The sequence below is a fragment of the Streptomyces sp. SLBN-118 genome, assembly GCF_006715635.1.
In the GTDB taxonomy this organism is placed as follows: Bacteria; Actinomycetota; Actinomycetes; order Streptomycetales; family Streptomycetaceae; genus Streptomyces.
In genome coordinates this window covers 3,007,664-3,022,762 of sequence record NZ_VFNP01000001.1, presented here as the reverse complement: position 1 = coordinate 3,022,762, position 15,099 = coordinate 3,007,664, and the positions used below count along the sequence as shown (strand labels likewise).

The 15,099-nt window shown below is 70.5% G+C and carries 12 protein-coding genes; 9 read left to right on the top strand and 3 right to left on the bottom strand.

The annotated features are described in order from the left end of the window. Positions 1-69: 69 nt before the first annotated feature. Together FBY35_RS13600 and leuE are read left to right on the top strand one after the other, a co-directional pair. Positions 70-1,650, top strand: a complete 1,581-nt coding sequence (locus FBY35_RS13600; RefSeq protein ID WP_142214057.1) for a methylmalonyl-CoA mutase — start codon at positions 70-72, stop codon at positions 1,648-1,650. Positions 1,651-1,711: 61 nt separating this feature from the next. After that, positions 1,712-2,365, top strand: coding sequence for a leucine efflux protein LeuE (gene leuE, locus FBY35_RS13595; RefSeq protein ID WP_142214056.1), 654 nt, complete (start codon positions 1,712-1,714; stop codon positions 2,363-2,365). On the opposite strand, the gene FBY35_RS13590 is transcribed toward leuE, so the two are convergent. Beyond that, the gene (locus FBY35_RS13590; RefSeq protein ID WP_142214055.1) at positions 2,352-3,761 is read right to left on the bottom strand and encodes an FAD-dependent oxidoreductase; all 1,410 of its coding nucleotides are present in this window, start codon (positions 3,759-3,761) and stop codon (positions 2,352-2,354) included. The two genes, leuE and FBY35_RS13590, sit on opposite strands and share 14 nt — an antisense overlap. Before the next feature lie 37 nt (positions 3,762-3,798). On the opposite strand from FBY35_RS13590, the gene FBY35_RS13585 reads away from it, so the two are divergent. Then, positions 3,799-4,446 (top strand): TetR/AcrR family transcriptional regulator C-terminal domain-containing protein, encoded by a 648-nt coding sequence (locus FBY35_RS13585; protein ID WP_160159264.1) that lies wholly within the window; start codon positions 3,799-3,801, stop codon positions 4,444-4,446. A gap of 448 nt (positions 4,447-4,894) precedes the next feature. On the opposite strand, the gene FBY35_RS13580 is transcribed toward FBY35_RS13585, so the two are convergent. Beyond that, the gene (locus tag FBY35_RS13580; protein WP_142214054.1) at positions 4,895-6,214 is read right to left on the bottom strand and encodes a polysialyltransferase family glycosyltransferase; all 1,320 of its coding nucleotides are present in this window, start codon (positions 6,212-6,214) and stop codon (positions 4,895-4,897) included. After that, the gene (locus FBY35_RS13575) at positions 6,214-7,194 is read right to left on the bottom strand and encodes a glycosyltransferase family 2 protein (protein ID WP_142214053.1); all 981 of its coding nucleotides are present in this window, start codon (positions 7,192-7,194) and stop codon (positions 6,214-6,216) included. Before FBY35_RS13575 ends, FBY35_RS13580 begins: the two co-directional genes overlap by 1 nt. A gap of 187 nt (positions 7,195-7,381) precedes the next feature. Between FBY35_RS13575 and FBY35_RS13570 the strand changes: the two genes are divergently transcribed. From FBY35_RS13570 to FBY35_RS13545, 6 genes are all read left to right on the top strand, one after another. Next, positions 7,382-8,707: a DUF6716 putative glycosyltransferase gene (locus tag FBY35_RS13570; RefSeq protein WP_186356930.1), complete on the top strand. Its 1,326-nt coding sequence runs from the start codon at positions 7,382-7,384 to the stop codon at positions 8,705-8,707. Positions 8,708-8,757: 50 nt separating this feature from the next. After that, on the top strand, positions 8,758-10,026 hold the full coding sequence (locus tag FBY35_RS13565; protein ID WP_142214052.1) for an acylneuraminate cytidylyltransferase: 1,269 nt from the start codon (positions 8,758-8,760) through the stop codon (positions 10,024-10,026). Between the two features lie 13 nt (positions 10,027-10,039). Next, entirely contained in the window at positions 10,040-10,963 is a 924-nt protein-coding gene (locus FBY35_RS13560; protein WP_142214051.1) for an N-acetylneuraminate synthase family protein, read from the top strand. A gap of 102 nt (positions 10,964-11,065) precedes the next feature. Continuing rightward, positions 11,066-12,163: a hypothetical protein gene (locus FBY35_RS13555; protein ID WP_142214050.1), complete on the top strand. Its 1,098-nt coding sequence runs from the start codon at positions 11,066-11,068 to the stop codon at positions 12,161-12,163. A gap of 173 nt (positions 12,164-12,336) precedes the next feature. Continuing rightward, positions 12,337-13,560, top strand: coding sequence for an amidohydrolase (locus FBY35_RS13550; protein WP_142215053.1), 1,224 nt, complete (start codon positions 12,337-12,339; stop codon positions 13,558-13,560). A 473-nt stretch (positions 13,561-14,033) separates the two neighbouring features. Beyond that, positions 14,034-15,080 (top strand): BMP family protein, encoded by a 1,047-nt coding sequence (locus tag FBY35_RS13545; RefSeq protein ID WP_142214049.1) that lies wholly within the window; start codon positions 14,034-14,036, stop codon positions 15,078-15,080. Positions 15,081-15,099: the final 19 nt, after the last annotated feature.

The following is a 15,099-nucleotide window of genomic DNA, read 5'->3' as shown; positions in this document are numbered from 1 at the left end:
TCCCGGGGCCGCCGCTACAGTCCGTCGCGAGGGTCGGTTACCAGTGAGTAGCTTCAGTGGAGGACAGACATGACGCGCGAGTCCGAGTCGGGACTGCCCATCGAACCGGTCTACGGACCGCAGGCTCTTCAGGGGTGGGACCCGGCCGAGAAGCTGGGCGAGCCCGGCTCGTATCCCTTCACCCGCGGTGTGTATCCGTCGATGTACACCGGCCGTCCCTGGACCATGCGCCAGTACGCGGGCTTCGGCACCGCCGTCGAGTCCAACGCCCGCTACAAGGAGCTCATCGCCCACGGCACCATGGGCCTCTCGGTCGCCTTCGACCTGCCGACCCAGATGGGACACGACAGCGACGCGCCGCTGGCCCACGGCGAGGTCGGCAAGGTCGGCGTCGCCATCGACTCGATCGACGACATGCGCGTCCTGTTCGGCGGGATCCCCCTCGACAAGGTCTCGACGTCGATGACGATCAACGCACCCGCCGCGCTGCTCCTGCTGCTCTACCAGCTCGTCGGCGAGGAGCAGGGCGTGCCCGCGGACAAGCTCACCGGGACGATCCAGAACGATGTGCTCAAGGAGTACATCGCCCGCGGCACCTACATTTTCCCGCCCAAGCCCTCGCTGCGGCTGATCGCGGACATCTTCAAGTACTGCAAGGCCGAGATCCCGAAGTGGAACACCATCTCGATCTCCGGCTACCACATGGCGGAGGCCGGGGCCTCGCCCGCGCAGGAGATCGCCTTCACGCTCGCGGACGGTATCGAGTACGTGCGTACGGCGGTCGCCGCAGGCATGGACGTCGACGACTTCGCGCCACGGCTGTCCTTCTTCTTCGTCGCCCGTACGACGATCCTGGAGGAGGTCGCCAAGTTCCGTGCCGCGCGCCGCATTTGGGCGCGGGTGATGCGGGAGGAGTTCGGCGCGAAGAACCCCAAGTCGCTGATGCTGCGCTTCCACACCCAGACGGCCGGGGTGCAGCTGACCGCGCAGCAGCCCGAGGTGAACCTGGTACGGGTCGCCGTCCAGGGCCTCGCGGCGGTTCTCGGCGGCACCCAGTCGCTGCACACCAACTCCTTCGACGAGGCGATCGCCCTGCCGACGGACAAGTCGGCCAGGCTCGCCCTGCGGACGCAGCAGGTCCTCGCGTACGAGACCGATGTGACCACGACCGTGGACCCCTTCGCGGGTTCGTACGTCGTCGAGCAAATGACGGACGATGTCGAGGAGGCGGCGCTGGCGCTGATGCGGCGGGTCGAGGACCTGGGCGGCGCGGTCAGTGCCATCGAGCACGGCTTCCAGAAGAACGAGATCGAGCGCAGCGCGTACCGCATCGCGCAGCAGACCGACAGCGGCGAGCGGGTCGTGGTCGGTGTCAACCGCTACACGCTGGACGCGGAGGAGCCCTACGAGCCGCTGCGGGTCGACCCGGCGATCGAGGCACAGCAGGCGGAGCGGCTGGCGAAGCTGCGGGCCCAGCGTGACCAGGCGGCCGTCGACGCGGCGCTCGCGGAGCTGAGCAGGGCCGCCGAAGGCACGGACAACGTGCTGTATCCGATGAAGGACGCCCTGAAGGCACGGGCGACGGTCGGCGAGGTCTGCGACGCGCTGCGCGCGGTGTGGGGGACGTACGTCCCGACCGACGCCTTCTGACCCCTTCCGCGATACGAAACACAAAGGCGGAGTGTCGTACCCATGTGCGACACTCCGCCTCATGCTGGGTGTTACCGATCTGCCGACCTATCTCGCGGGCCTTGTCCTGATCGTTCTGCTGCCGGGGCCGAACTCGCTGTACGTGCTCTCGGTCGCCGCGCGCCGTGGTGTGCGTACGGGCTACAAGGCCGCCGCCGGCGTGTGGTGCGGCGACACCGTGCTGATGGTGCTGTCGGCGGCGGGCGTCGCCTCCCTGCTTCAGGGCAATGCCCTGCTCTTCGGGATCGTGAAGTTCGCGGGCGCCGGTTATCTGACCTGGCTGGCGATCGGGATGCTGCGCGCGGCGTGGTCCATGTGGCGCTCCCGTCGGGAGCTGACGGCCGAGCAGTCGGCACCGGGCGACGCGCCCGCCGCCGAGAAGCCGTTCCGCAAGGCGCTGGTGATCAGCCTGTTCAACCCCAAGGCGATTCTCTTCTTCATCGCCTTCTTCGTGCAGTTCGTCGATCCCGGCTACGCCTACCCGGCGCTGTCCTTCGTCGTGCTCGGCGCGTTCGCGCAGCTGGCCAGCTTCCTCTATCTGACCCTGCTGATCTTCACCGGCACCCACCTGGCGGCCGCGTTCCGCCGCCGCAGGCGTCTGGCCGCAGGGGCGACGTCCGCCGCCGGTGCGCTCTTCCTCGGCTTCGCGGTGAAGCTCTCGCTCAGCAGCGCGTGACCTTCGCGAGGTAGTCGCTCAGGCCGGTGGTGTCCTCGCCCGCCCAGCCGACATGGCCGTCCGGGCGTACGAGGAAGAGGCCCTTGCCGTACGGCTCATACGCCTCGATGCGATGTACGTGCACCAACTCACCCTCCAGCGGCGGCAGTTCGGCATCCGTGCCGACCGCGATCAGGGTGAAGTGCGGGCCGCGGAAGAGATCGAAGAGCCGCCGTCCGCCGGGCAGCGGGCCGTCGGGGGCGCGGTCCCCCGCCTTGAGCGCCCCGGCCGATCCGGAGGCGAGCGGGCCGCCGCGGTAGCCGAGGCCCAGCTGCATGGTGGCCGCGCCGCGCTGCTCCTCGCCCCGGTGAATACGCGTCGACAGGCCGAGCATCTGCGCGGCGACGGGCAGCCGTTCCTGCTCGTAGGTGTCGAGCAGCGACGCGGGCGCGCCGTGGCGCAGGACCTGGCCGAGCTTCCAGCCGAGGTTGTACGCGTCCTGGACGCTGGTGTTGAGGCCCTGTCCGCCGGCGGGGGAGTGGACATGGGCCGCGTCGCCCGCCAGGAACACCCGCCCTTCGCGAAAGCGCTCGGCCATCGCCGCCCGCGGCCGGAAGTCCGACGCCCACAGGACCTCGGTGACCTCGTCGGCGGCCAGATGGGTGCGGGCGGCGACCAGGGCCCGTACGCCCGCGAGCGAGAGGTCCGGCTCCCGGTCGGTGAACTGGCCGACGAGCTGGAAGTCGTCCGTACCGGGCAGCGGGCAGAGCGCGAGATAGCCCGCGCTGTCGCCCGGGAAGACGTGCCAGTTGAGCCGGTCCAGTGAGGGGATGCGGACATCGGCGACCAGTATCGGCGCCGGGTCGACGTCTTCGCCGGTCATCGCGATGCCCAGCGCCCGGCGCACCGTGCTGCGGCCGCCGTCGGCCGCGACCGCGTAGGCGGCGCGTACCGTCCCGGTCGACAGCTCGGCGCTCACGCCGTGCTCGTCCTGGGTGATCCCCGTCAGAGTGGTGCCGAAGGCGACGCTGCCGCCGAACTCCGTCAGGCGGGCATGCAGGATCTGCTGGGTGCGCCACTGCGGGAGCAGCCACGGCTCGCCGTACGGCGCGGAGTCCGTGGGCCCGGGGCGCTCGAACATGTCGTGCTCGCCCTGCCGGACGCCGTCCTGCCAGACCATCCCTACTGGGGCGCTCCCGCCCGAGGCGAGCACCGCGTCCACCACGCCGAGATCGTCGAGGACCTCCATGGTGCGGGGCTGGATGCCCTTGCCGCGGGAGCCGGGGAAGAGGGTGTCCGACTGCTCCACGACGAGGGCACGCACACCGCGGCGGGCCAGGTCGCACGCGAGGGCGAGTCCGGTGGGCCCGGCTCCGACGATCAGTACGTCAGTTTCCTTAACGCTGTTAAGTTCCATGGTTGGAGGATGTGCTTAACACTGTTAAGTTGTCAAGGTGGCTGCTGAACGACTCGACCGGACCCGGGTGGCGCGAGCCGCCCTGCGCCTGCTCAACGACGTGGGCCTCGAAGGGCTGACGCTGCGCGCGATCGCCAAGGAACTCGACGTCAAGGCGCCCGCGCTGTACTGGCACTTCAAGGACAAACAGGCGCTGCTCGACGAGATGGCCACGGAGATGGTGCGGCGGATGGCGGCCGACGTGGCGCCGTCGGAACCGCACGGCGACTGGCCCCAGGTCCTCGCCGCGGCGATGCGGGCTCTGCGGGAGCATCTGCTGCGCTACCGGGACGGCGCGAAGGTCTACAGCGGTACGCACTTCACCGACACGAGCTACGCCGCGCCGATGGAGGCGCACCTGCGCCTGCTCACGGAGGCGGGCTTCACGCGGGGCGCGGCGGCGCGGGCCTGGCTCACCGTGTACAGCTACACGATCGGGTACGTGATCGAGGAACAGTCGATGGGGCCGGACCCGGCGACCGGCGCGGAGGGGTACGACCTGGCGGCTCGCGCCGAGCGGCTGGCGGAGTATCCGCTCGCGGCGGCGGCGGGGGAGGAGATCTTCCGCGGCCACGAGGAGGGGTTCGAGGCGGGGCTCGCGGTGGTGGTGGCGGGGGTGGGGGCGGTGCTGCGGGGCGGCGCGTAGCGCCTGCGGCGGGCTTTTCCCCGCCCCGGCCTCCCCTAACCGGCCTGGCGGCCGTGGGAGGTACCTCCAGCCCGACTGGGGCTTCGCCCCGGATCCTTGTGCCGGGCCCGTGGCGCGGACTGGGGCTTTGCCCCTGGATCCTGCGCCCGGTTCGGGGCACGAACCGGGGCTTTGCCCTCGGATCCTTGCGCCTCGTTCGCGGCGGGAGCTGGGGCTCGGCCCCGGGTCCTTGCGCCGGCTTGGCGGCGCGGAGCGGGGCTTCGCCCCGGATCTCTGGGCCGGGTTAGCGGCGTGAGCCGGGGCTTCGCCCCGGAACCCGTGCGCGGCCTGCGGCGCATGTCCTCCAGCGCCGGACGGGCCAGGTATGCGGCCGAGCCGTACATTCAGCCCCTTGGACCCCCGGACGGGGAGTTGGCCTGGGGGCGGAGCCCCAGGGAGGGCCGCCCTGTCAGCCCAGCGCCAGGCGCTTCAGGCGGCGCGCCCTGCGGACCACCCGGCGCACCGCCGCGTGCCGCGGCACCGGGATTCCTCCCGGCAGGCCCAGCACCGTCAGCCTCCGGCGCTTGAAGAAGCGCATCGTGCGCTTGTCCGTGTGGCGGCCCAGATGCGCCATCGCCGCCTCCCGCAGATCCGGCCGCAGCTGCGGCTGCATCGCGTAGCCGACCGAGGTGACCAGGCCCTTCAGCGTCTCGTCCGCCTCCTTGGCCGCGCCCGACTCGCCCTGCGCCAGATCCGGGACCAGCGCGTCGACGAGCGTCACCGGGATCCGGTTGCTGTTCTGGTACGGCGTGAGCCGGTCGAGCAGCGGCTCCGTGCCGATCCGGGCGACGGGGATGCCGTAGAAGGTGCTTGCGGTGAAGAGCGCGGTCGAGAAGCAGCCTGCCACCAGGGCGGGCCGCAGCTGACGGTAGAGCGCTTCCGCGATGATCGGCCGGTCCAGGACGGTCAGTTCCGCCTCCAGCGCCTCCGCCTCGCGCTCCAGCGTGCGCGTCCAGGACGCCGGTGCGGTGGGGTGCGGTTTGAAGACGATCCGCCGGTGGCCGAGCTCGACCGCGCCCCGCACCATCTGCACATGGAGGGCCGCTTCCTCCTCGTGCGTGATGATGCCGAGCGCGGCGAGGTACTGGCCGAGCAGCAGTGCAGGACCGTCGCCCTCGACAGGTGCCAGGTCCGTCACGGTGTCGGCGAGTTCGGCGACGACCTTGACGAAGGCCTCGGTCGGCACGACCTTCGGCTCGGCACCGAACTCCGCCAGCAGCAGTGGCTTCAGGCCCGGTACGAGGTCCAGGTGGAAGAGCGTGCGCACCCGCTCGCCGACCAGCGGGTCGATCTTGTTGCGGGTGGGGCCGTAGCTCATGAGCCCGTCCGCGTACACGTCCAGCCTGGCCTCCGGGAACAGCTGCGCGACGGCGAGCGCCGGGGTGACCTGGATGGACTCGACCGCCAGCTCGATGCTGTCGTCGCCGAGGTCCCACAGCATCCGCAGATACCGCTCCCACATCGGGATGTCGTCCGAGCGCGGGGACCAGCCTCCCGGATGGAAGGGGGCGACGGCCTCGTTCCAGGACAGCACGCCGTCGAAGCGGTCGCGCAGCTGCTCGAAGCCGGGCATCGCGTCGAGCGGGGGTGATGTCTCGGGCGTGGTGGCGTTGTTGGCGACCAGGAGCAGGCGCCGGTCGGCAGTGGCGAAGCAGCCGCTGTCGATCGCCGCGGCGAGCGTTGCGGCCCCGTACAGGGACGACGCGTAGAAGATCTGGGTCGTAGGCATCAGGCCGCGGCCTCCACCGAGAACGAGGGGCGGCGGCGCAGCCTGCGCAGCTTCGACGCGCGCTCGGAGTCCATCGAGTCCAGCGCTTCCTTCAAAATGTCCTGCGGCATCCTTTTCAGCGCCGCCGCGCTCATAGCACGCAATTTCCGCGCCACTGCGGGTTCGAACTTCTCTGCTGATCCCAGGTGGTGGGAAATGACGGCACAGTACGTTCGCACGGCTTTTGGAAGAAGCCGAGCGGAATCGGGATCCTTCGCCGTTTCTTCGAGTACCTGGTCGAATGCGCGGATGAAATCGAGCTGTCGAATGTCACCGATTTGTGTCAGGGATGATGCAACTCCGCGCCGGTAGAAGATCCCCAAGTGACTGATCGCGGCGAAGGTTTGCGCCTCGCGGTGCAGCCGCCAGATCCACGGCCGGTCCTCGGCCGTGCGCAGTCCGTCGGTGAAGTGCAGCAGCCCGCGCTCCGCGAGCCGCCGGTGGTACATCCCCGCCCATGCCATCGGGTAGTCGACACCGGTGGAGCGGTCGGCGGGCAGGATGGCGTCACGGGGCCGCAGCACCTCGCCGCGCCGGCCGACCGGGACACGGTGGACCGTGCGGGCTCTTGCCGTGCACTGGACGTGGTCGGTGCGTACGAAGTCGCAGCCCAGCTCCTCCATCGCGCTGAGCAGCGTCTCGTAGTGGCCGGGCGCCAGCCAGTCGTCGCCGTCCAGGAAGGTGATGTACTCCCCGCTCGCGGCGTCGAGGCCGGTGTTGCGCGCGGTGGCGAGCCCGCCGTTCCGCTCATGTCTGATGAGCCGAGCTCCCGGAACCTCACGCTCCGCGCGCTCGAGGATCTCCGGTGTCCCGTCCGTCGAACAGTCGTCGACCAGCAGGAATTCGAAGTCCCGGCGGGCGTTCGCCTGGAGACTCCTGAGTGTGTCGGGCGCGTATGTCTGCACGTTGTAGAACGGCACGATGACGGAGAGCTTAACCACCTGCGTGAGGTTAGGCCGCCACCCGGCATGTGCCCTGTCCCTGGGAGAGATGATGGGTGAACGAAGAATGGCGGAATGGTTAACCGGCCTGATTCCCTGGCTTTTTCGCCAACCGTCGACACGCTGTTAACCATCTGTTGCGGTCGAGTTGGGCCGTCAAACGGAATGGCTTTCTAACGTCCTCGACGTGCCATCAAGTACCAGCCAGGCCGTACGGGTCGCCGTGCTCGCCGACTCCGACACCCGGTGGAAATGGGGCGCGCTCACCGCGCGCCGTATCGCCCCGGACGACGCGGCGAATCCTGTCGAGCTGACCGGCTTTCTGCTGCGCGGCCGGGCGACTCCCACGGCCCGCCAGCTCGCCGAGGTCGGCGTGAGCGCCGACGAGCTGCGCGAGGTCACCGGGATGGAGTTTCTGCGGGCGATACGTGACGAACGGTACGACGTGGTCGTGCTCGCCCTCGTCGGCGGCGCCGTCCAGGCGATGCTGCACGGACTGGCCGCGCTGCGCATGGACGAGCGGCCCGTGGTCGTCACCGGCTACGTCGGAGTCGTATACGAAAAGCTCGCCGACGGCCTGCTGCTTCGGCACGGCGCGGATGTCGTCCTCGCCAACTCCCGGCACGACGCGGACCGCTTCCGGGCGGTGTACGAGGGCGTGGCCGCCGATGCCTCGTCCGTCACGGAGGCCGCGCTGCCCTTCCTCGGCGGTGCGCCCTACGAACGCGAGGAGGGCCGTGACACCGTCGTCTTCGCCGCCCAGCCCTCCGTGCCCGAGTCCCGCGCCGACCGCACCTATCTGCTGCGCCGGCTCGTCGAGCACGCCCGGCTCCACCCGCACCGCGAGGTGCTGCTGAAGCTGCGCTCGAAGCCGGGCGAGCACACCACACACCTCGAAGAGCTTCCGTACCAGAAGCTCGCCGACCGGCTGCCCGGCGGACTGCCGCCCAACTTCAGCCTGGTGTACGGGCACATGGGCGAGGTGCTCGACCGCACCGACCTCCTGGTGACGGTCTCCTCGACGGCCGCGCTGGAGTCCCTGCACCGGGGCGTGCCCACCGCGGTCCTCAGCGACCTGGGCGTGCGCGAGGCACTCGGCAACCATCACTTCCTCGGCTCCGGGCTGCTGGCCTCCTGGGACCAGCTCGACGGCGGCCACCGTCCGGTTCCCGACCAGGACTGGCTGGCACGGCAGGGTGTCGCCGCCGACGGCGCGTACGACACGGCCTTCGACGCGGCCCGCAAGCGCGTGGCCGGACTGCTCGGGCAGCCCGGACTCCCGCCGATCGAGCCGTACTACACCCCCGCCACCGCACCCGGCTATCTGCCCGGCATCCTCGCCCGCCACCACCTGGCTCCCGACGGCACGCCGCTGCCGGGCGCGGCGCCGAAGGCGGAGGTCGGCGGCCTCAGGCGCGTGGTGCGCGACGCCGTACGGAACGCGGCGCGCGGCGCGTACCGCCACGGCGTGCAGCGCGTCGCCCCCGTCATCCGCCGACTGGGCGAACTGTGACGCCCGCGCGCACCGGCGCCGCCTCTCAACACCCGTACTCAGGAGCATCGATGACCGTTCTCGCCGTGATTCCCGCCCGGGGCGGCTCCAAGGGCGTACCGGCCAAGAACCTGGCCCCCGTGGCCGGTGTGCCGCTCGTCGCACGAGCCGTGCGCGAGAGCCTCGCCGCCCGTCTGGTCACCGATGTCGTGGTCTCCACGGACGACGCCGACATCGCGGCCACGGCCCGCAGCGCGGGCGCCGAAGTCGTGCTGCGTCCCGCCGAGATCGCCGGGGACACCGCTACCAGCGAGTCCGCGGTGCTGCACGCGATGGACGCCCACGAGGCGATGCACGGCGAGCCCGTGGACGTGGTCCTGCTCGTCCAGTGCACCAGCCCCTTCCTCACCCGCGAGGACGTCGAAGGCGTCGCGTCCGCGGTCATTGAGGGCGGCGCGGACAGCGCGGTCACCGTGGCCCCCTTCCACGGCTTCGTCTGGCGCGAGGAGGAAAGCCACGCCGGCCCCGCGGCCCAGGGCGTCGACGGCCCCACCGCAGCCGGGGTCCGCGGATACGGCGTCAACCACGACGCGTCCTTCCGGCCCCGCCGTCAGGACCGGCCGCAGGACTTCCTGGAGACCGGGGCCGCGTATGCGATGTCCGCCACCGGCTTCCGGGAGGCAGGGCACCGATTCTTCGGCCGCACCGCGCTCGTGCGCACCGACCCCGCGCGCGTCCTCGAAGTCGACGACCCGCACGACCTGGCCCGGGCCCGCGCCCTCGCGCCGCTCCTCGACACTCCCGCGCAGCCCACGCGCGAGGACGTCGACGCCGTCGTCCTGGACTTCGACGGCACCCAGACCGACGACCGCGTCTGGATCGACGCGGACGGCCACGAGACGGTCGCCGTGCACCGCGGCGACGGCCTCGGCATCGCGCATCTGCGCAGGGCGGGCCTGGAACTGCTGATCCTTTCGACCGAGCAGAACCCGGTCGTCGCCGCACGCGGCCGCAAGCTCGACGTCCCCGTCCTGCACGGCATCGACCGCAAGGACCTCGCACTGAAGCAGTGGTGCGAGGAGCGGGGGATCGCCCCGGACCGGGTGCTCTACGTCGGCAACGACGTCAACGATCTTCCGTGCTTCAACCTCGTCGGCTGGCCCGTGGCCGTCGCGAGTGCGCACGGCTCCGTACGTGCCTCGGCGCGCGCCGTCACATCCACGCGTGGCGGCGAGGGAGCGATCCGCGAGATCGCCTCCTGGCTCCTCGGCCCGGCGCTCAACACCCCCGAGAGCACCCCCGAATCCCCTGCCACGTGCCCCAACTCCCCCGAGAAGTAAGGAACGTCCCCTCATGAGCCCGTCGCGCCTGCGCACACTCGGCACCAAGACCGCCGGACCCGGCCACCCCGTCTATGTCACCGGTGAGATCGGCATCAACCACAACGGCGACCTGAACAACGCCTTTGCGCTCATCGATGCCGCCGCCGACGCCGGCTGTGACGCGGTCAAGTTCCAGAAGCGCACCCCGGAGATCTGTACCCCGCGCGACCAGTGGGACATCGAGCGCGACACCCCCTGGGGCCGGATGACGTACATCGACTACCGCCACCGCGTCGAGTTCGGCGAGGACGAGTACCGCCAGATCGACGCGCACTGCAAGAAGCGCGGCATCGACTGGTTCGCCTCCCCGTGGGACACCGAGGCCGTCGCCTTCCTGGAGAAGTTCAACATGCCCGCCCACAAGGTGGCCTCCGCCGCGCTCACCGACGACGAGCTGCTGCGCGCCCTGCGTGCCACGGGCAAGACGGTCATCCTCTCCACCGGCATGTCGACGCCGAGGCAGATCCGTCACGCCGTGGAGGTGCTCGGCAGCGACAACATCCTGCTCTGCCACGCCACTTCGACGTACCCGGCCAAGGCGGAGGAGCTCAACCTCCGCGTCATCAACACCCTCCAGGGCGAGTACCCGAACGTCCCGATCGGCTACTCCGGCCACGAAACCGGCCTGCAGACCACGCTCGCCGCGGTCGCACTCGGCGCCGCGTTCGTCGAGCGTCACATCACCCTCGACCGCGCCATGTGGGGCTCCGACCAGGCGGCCTCCGTCGAGCCGGGCGGCCTGCAGCGCCTGGTCCGCGACATCCGCATCATCGAGACCGCGCTCGGCGACGGCGTCAAGAAGGTCTACGAGTCCGAGCTCGCCCCGATGAAGAAGCTGCGCCGGGTCGCGGGCGTCGTCGCCGAGGCCGGCGACCGCGAGCCGGCCGCGGTCTGACGGGCAGGCCGTCGTGGTGTCTCACCCCGGGAAGCCCTTCCCGGACCCCCCGCCGCAAGGGCAGGCCGGGCCGGCTCATCCGGCATCACGAGGTGAACTTCAGTGAATCTCGCTTTCGTCGAGAGTCCGGTCCAGCTCCTGAACGTCCTCGAGTGGGCCCACTCCAGGCCCGGTGCGACGCTGGGCGGGGCGACGCTGAGCGGGGTCCCGACACAGCCGACCGGCCCGACTGCGACCGCACGTCTGCCGGTCGCCGAGCTCACGGTGGTCGTCCTGTCGCCCACCGACCCCATGTCGCGCGGCCAGCTGCGCCGGATGGCGGAGCTGGCCCGCGACGAGGGGTTCACCGTGCGCTGGCAGGAGGCGCGCGGCGGGACGAAGGCCCCGCTGAAGACGGTGCGGGAGCTGGCCCCGATGCTCCACCGGGCCGAGCGCATCGTCATAGGTGACCCGTTCTCGCGCTACGTACAGCTGCTGCTGACCATGACCGGCAGCAGGGATCTGACCGTCGTCGACGACGGCACGGCCACGATGGAGTTCGTCGCCCAGCTCGCGCGCGGCGAGAAGCTGGTGCGCTGGCACCGGCGCGGCAGGCTGGGCCTGCGCGAACTCGTGCTCGCGCCCGTCACCCTTCTGGCCCGCCGCAGGCTCACGCCCTCCCGCAGCCGGCAGGTCGAGGTCTTCACCTCGATGCCGGTCGAGCCGCCGCCCGGGATCACCGTCACACCCAACCGCTTCGCCTGGACCCGTTCCCGCTTCGGCCCGCCCAAGATCACCCGGGGCGCGGACCTGGTGGGCACGTCCCTGGTGGAGACCGGCGTCGTGGATCCGGACCAGTACGTGGAAGCGGTTGCCGCCCTGGCCCGTACGCACGGCGCCACCCGCTATTTCGCGCACCGCCGGGAGAGCTCGGAAAAGCTCCACCGCCTCGCCGTCGAGACCGGCCTGGAGATCGTCCGCCCCGACCTGCCGCTGGAGCTGATCGCCCGCCGTGGCCCGATCGGCCGTACGGTCCTCAGCTTTCCGTCCACCGTCGTGCACACCCTGCCGCTCGCCCTGGTGGGCACGGGCGTCCGGGTGGCCGTCTGCGACATCGCCCCGGAGTGGCTCAGAGACAGCGCCTCCCCGCGGGCCCAGGGATTTCTGGCGGGAGTGACGGGGACGGCACGCGACGTCCAGCGGCTGCCGGCCCCGGCATAAGAGGCGCGTTCGCCGGCTCGGGTTACGGTAGAGAAGAGGAGTGAGCTTACCCACACGAGTGTGCAACTATGCACCTCGCGGCCATCTTTCCTTACCCTATCGGGCTGAACTTTTGTTGATCAGTGGTCAGTTGACCCCTGTCTGGGCCTACTCTTCAACAGGTGAACCAACTGATGTCCCCCGAGTCCGAGGCCGACCTGCCCGGGGAAGCCGCACTGCCAGGCACGCTCTCCGAGCCGCTTCGTGACGAGCTCATCGCCTTCCGCCGCGACCTTCACATGCACCCGGAGCTCGGCAACCAGGAGTTCCGTACGACCGCGGCGCTCAAGGCGCGCCTGGAGCAGGCCGGCCTGATGCCGCGCGTACTCTCCATCGGCACCGGGCTCATGTGTGACATCGGCAGCCGGGACGGCAGCCGTCCCCTCTTCGCGCTCCGTGCGGACATCGACGCGCTTCCCATCCCCGACACCAAGACCGAGGTGTCCTACCGCTCCGCCGTCCCCGGCCGGGCGCACGCCTGCGGGCACGACGTGCACACCACCGTGGTCCTCGGGGCGGGGCTCGTCCTGGCCGAGCTCGACCGGCTGGGGCTGCTGCCCCAGCCCGTGCGGCTGATCTTCCAGCCCGCCGAGGAGGTCCTGCCGGGCGGTGCGCCCGACGCCATGGAGTCCGGCGTGCTGGACGGCGTCGGCAAGATCATCGCGGTGCACTGCGACCCCCGGGTCGACGCGGGCGTCATCGGACTGCGGCCCGGACCCATCACCTCCGCCTGCGACCGTCTGGAGGTCACACTCGACGGCCCCGGCGGCCACACCGCCCGCCCGCATCTGACCACGGACATGGTCACGGCCGCGGCCAGGATCGTCACCGACGTCCCGGCCCTGCTCGCCCGCCGCGTCGACGCCCGCTCCGGGCTCGCCCTCACCTGGGGCCGTATCGATTCGGGCCACGCCTGCAACGTCATCCCGCAGCACGCCGAACTGTCCGGAACCGTGCGCTGCCTGGACCTCCCGGGCTGGCGCGCGGCCCCCGACCTGGTGCACGCGGCCATCGACGAGATCGCCACGCTGCACCGGGCCAAGTCGCAGATCAACTACATCCGCGGAGTCCCGCCGGTGGTCAACGACCCGGTCGTGACCGAGCTGCTGCGCGACGCGCAGACGGCACGGCGTGGACCGTACGCAATCGAGGACACCGAACAGAGCCTCGGTGGCGAGGACTTCTCCTGGTACCTGGAGCACGTCCCGGGCGCGATGGCACGCCTGGGGGTGCGCACGCCCGGCGACACGACACGACGTGATCTGCACCGGGGTGACTTCGACGCCGACGAGCGCGCGATCCAGGTCGGCGTGGAGCTGTTCACGGCCGCCGCGCTGCTCGACGCCGAACGCGGCTAGGCCGCGGCGAGGCCGTCTCGTCACAGTAGCGGCGCCCGCTCGGCCCGGCCCCCCGTGCCCGGCAGGCGGGAACCTCTCAGGTGCGCGTCCCGGCCTTGTCGACGACCTTCGTCGTGACCCGCGTGGCGGTGGCGAGCACCGTGCCCTTGGCCCTTCTGTTCCCCGCAGGCCCCGGCCGGGTTCACGCGAGCAGTCGCCCCAGCATCTCGCGTGCGTACTCTTCGGGGCAGACCGCCCACTCGGGTGGCTTTCGAGAAATCCGCCGTCTTGCCGCGTCAACGGGGGCCGGACGTCCGCCCGATGGGTGTACCTTGCGTTCTCGAGCCGCTACTGCGCGCGAAGCTCGTGGCCTGTTCGCGACGATCCGATAACGACTCATGAACAGGGCTTTAACTGACATCTACGCGCGTTACGATCGCCGCGAAACCAGCGCCGGAACTGGCGCTTTCGGTCAGGTTTTAAGGAGCCCCTCAGTGCGCCGGATCACCAGGATCGCCACCGTGGGCATCGCGTCCGCGGCTCTCGCGCTGTCCGCCACCGCGTGTGGCGGCAAATCGTCTTCCGACTCCAGCTCGGACAACGGCGGCAAGGTCGCCATCGCATACGACATCGGCGGCCGTGGCGACCAGTCGTTCAACGACGCCGCCTACGCCGGCCTGGCGAAGGCCGAGAAGGACCTCAAGGTCAAGGGCACCGAGGCGGAGCCCACCGAGGGTGAGGGTGACCCGGACAAGGTCCAGCGCCTGACCTCGCTGGCCCGCGCCGGCAACAACCCGGTGATCGGTGTCGGCTTCGCCTACGCCCCCGCCATCGCCCAGGTCGCGCCGAAGTTCCCGGACACCACCTTCGGCCTCATCGACGACACCTCCAAGACCGGCAAGAACATCGCCAACCTGGTCTTCAACGAGGAGCAGGGGTCCTACCTGGCCGGCGTCGCCGCCGCCAAGGTGACCAAGTCGAACATCGTCGGCTTCATCGGTGGCGTCGAGACCCCGCTGATCAAGAAGTTCGAGGCGGGCTACGTCCAGGGCGTCAAGGACACCAAGAAGAACGTCACCGTCAAGGTCCAGTACCTGACGCAGCCGCCGGACTTCGGTGGCTTCTCCAAGCCCGACCTGGGCAAGGCCGCCGCGCAGGGGCAGCTCGACGCGGGCGCCGACGTGATCTACGCCGCCGCCGGTCTGGCGGGCTCGGGCTCGATCGAGGCCGTGTCCAAGGCCGGCAAGTGGGCCATCGGTGTCGACTCCGACCAGTACAACCAGAAGGGCCTCGCGGCCTACAAGGCGTCCATCCTCACCTCGGTGACCAAGGACGTCGAGGACGCCGTGTTCAACGTGATCAAGTCGGTCAAGGACGGCAAGCCGCAGTCCGGTGAGGTCCGCTACGGCCTCGACAAGGGCGGCGTGGGCCTGGCCGCCTCGAACCCGGCCTACACCAAGATGACTGATGTGACCGCAGCGGTGGAGAAGGCCAAGGCCGCCATCATCGCCGGCACCATCAAGGTCAAGACCGCTCCGTAACCGGGAGCGCCAGGACCAT

Coding starts and splice junctions, on each gene's coding strand:
- FBY35_RS13600 (WP_142214057.1), top strand. CDS start 70: ATGACGCGCGAGTCCGAGTCGGGACTGCCCATCGAACCGGTCTACGGA.
- leuE (WP_142214056.1), top strand. CDS start 1,712: ATGCTGGGTGTTACCGATCTGCCGACCTATCTCGCGGGCCTTGTCCTG.
- FBY35_RS13590 (WP_142214055.1), bottom strand. CDS start 3,761: ATGGAACTTAACAGCGTTAAGGAAACTGACGTACTGATCGTCGGAGCC.
- FBY35_RS13580 (WP_142214054.1), bottom strand. CDS start 6,214: ATGCCTACGACCCAGATCTTCTACGCGTCGTCCCTGTACGGGGCCGCA.
- FBY35_RS13565 (WP_142214052.1), top strand. CDS start 8,758: ATGACCGTTCTCGCCGTGATTCCCGCCCGGGGCGGCTCCAAGGGCGTA.
- FBY35_RS13560 (WP_142214051.1), top strand. CDS start 10,040: ATGAGCCCGTCGCGCCTGCGCACACTCGGCACCAAGACCGCCGGACCC.
- FBY35_RS13550 (WP_142215053.1), top strand. CDS start 12,337: ATGTCCCCCGAGTCCGAGGCCGACCTGCCCGGGGAAGCCGCACTGCCA.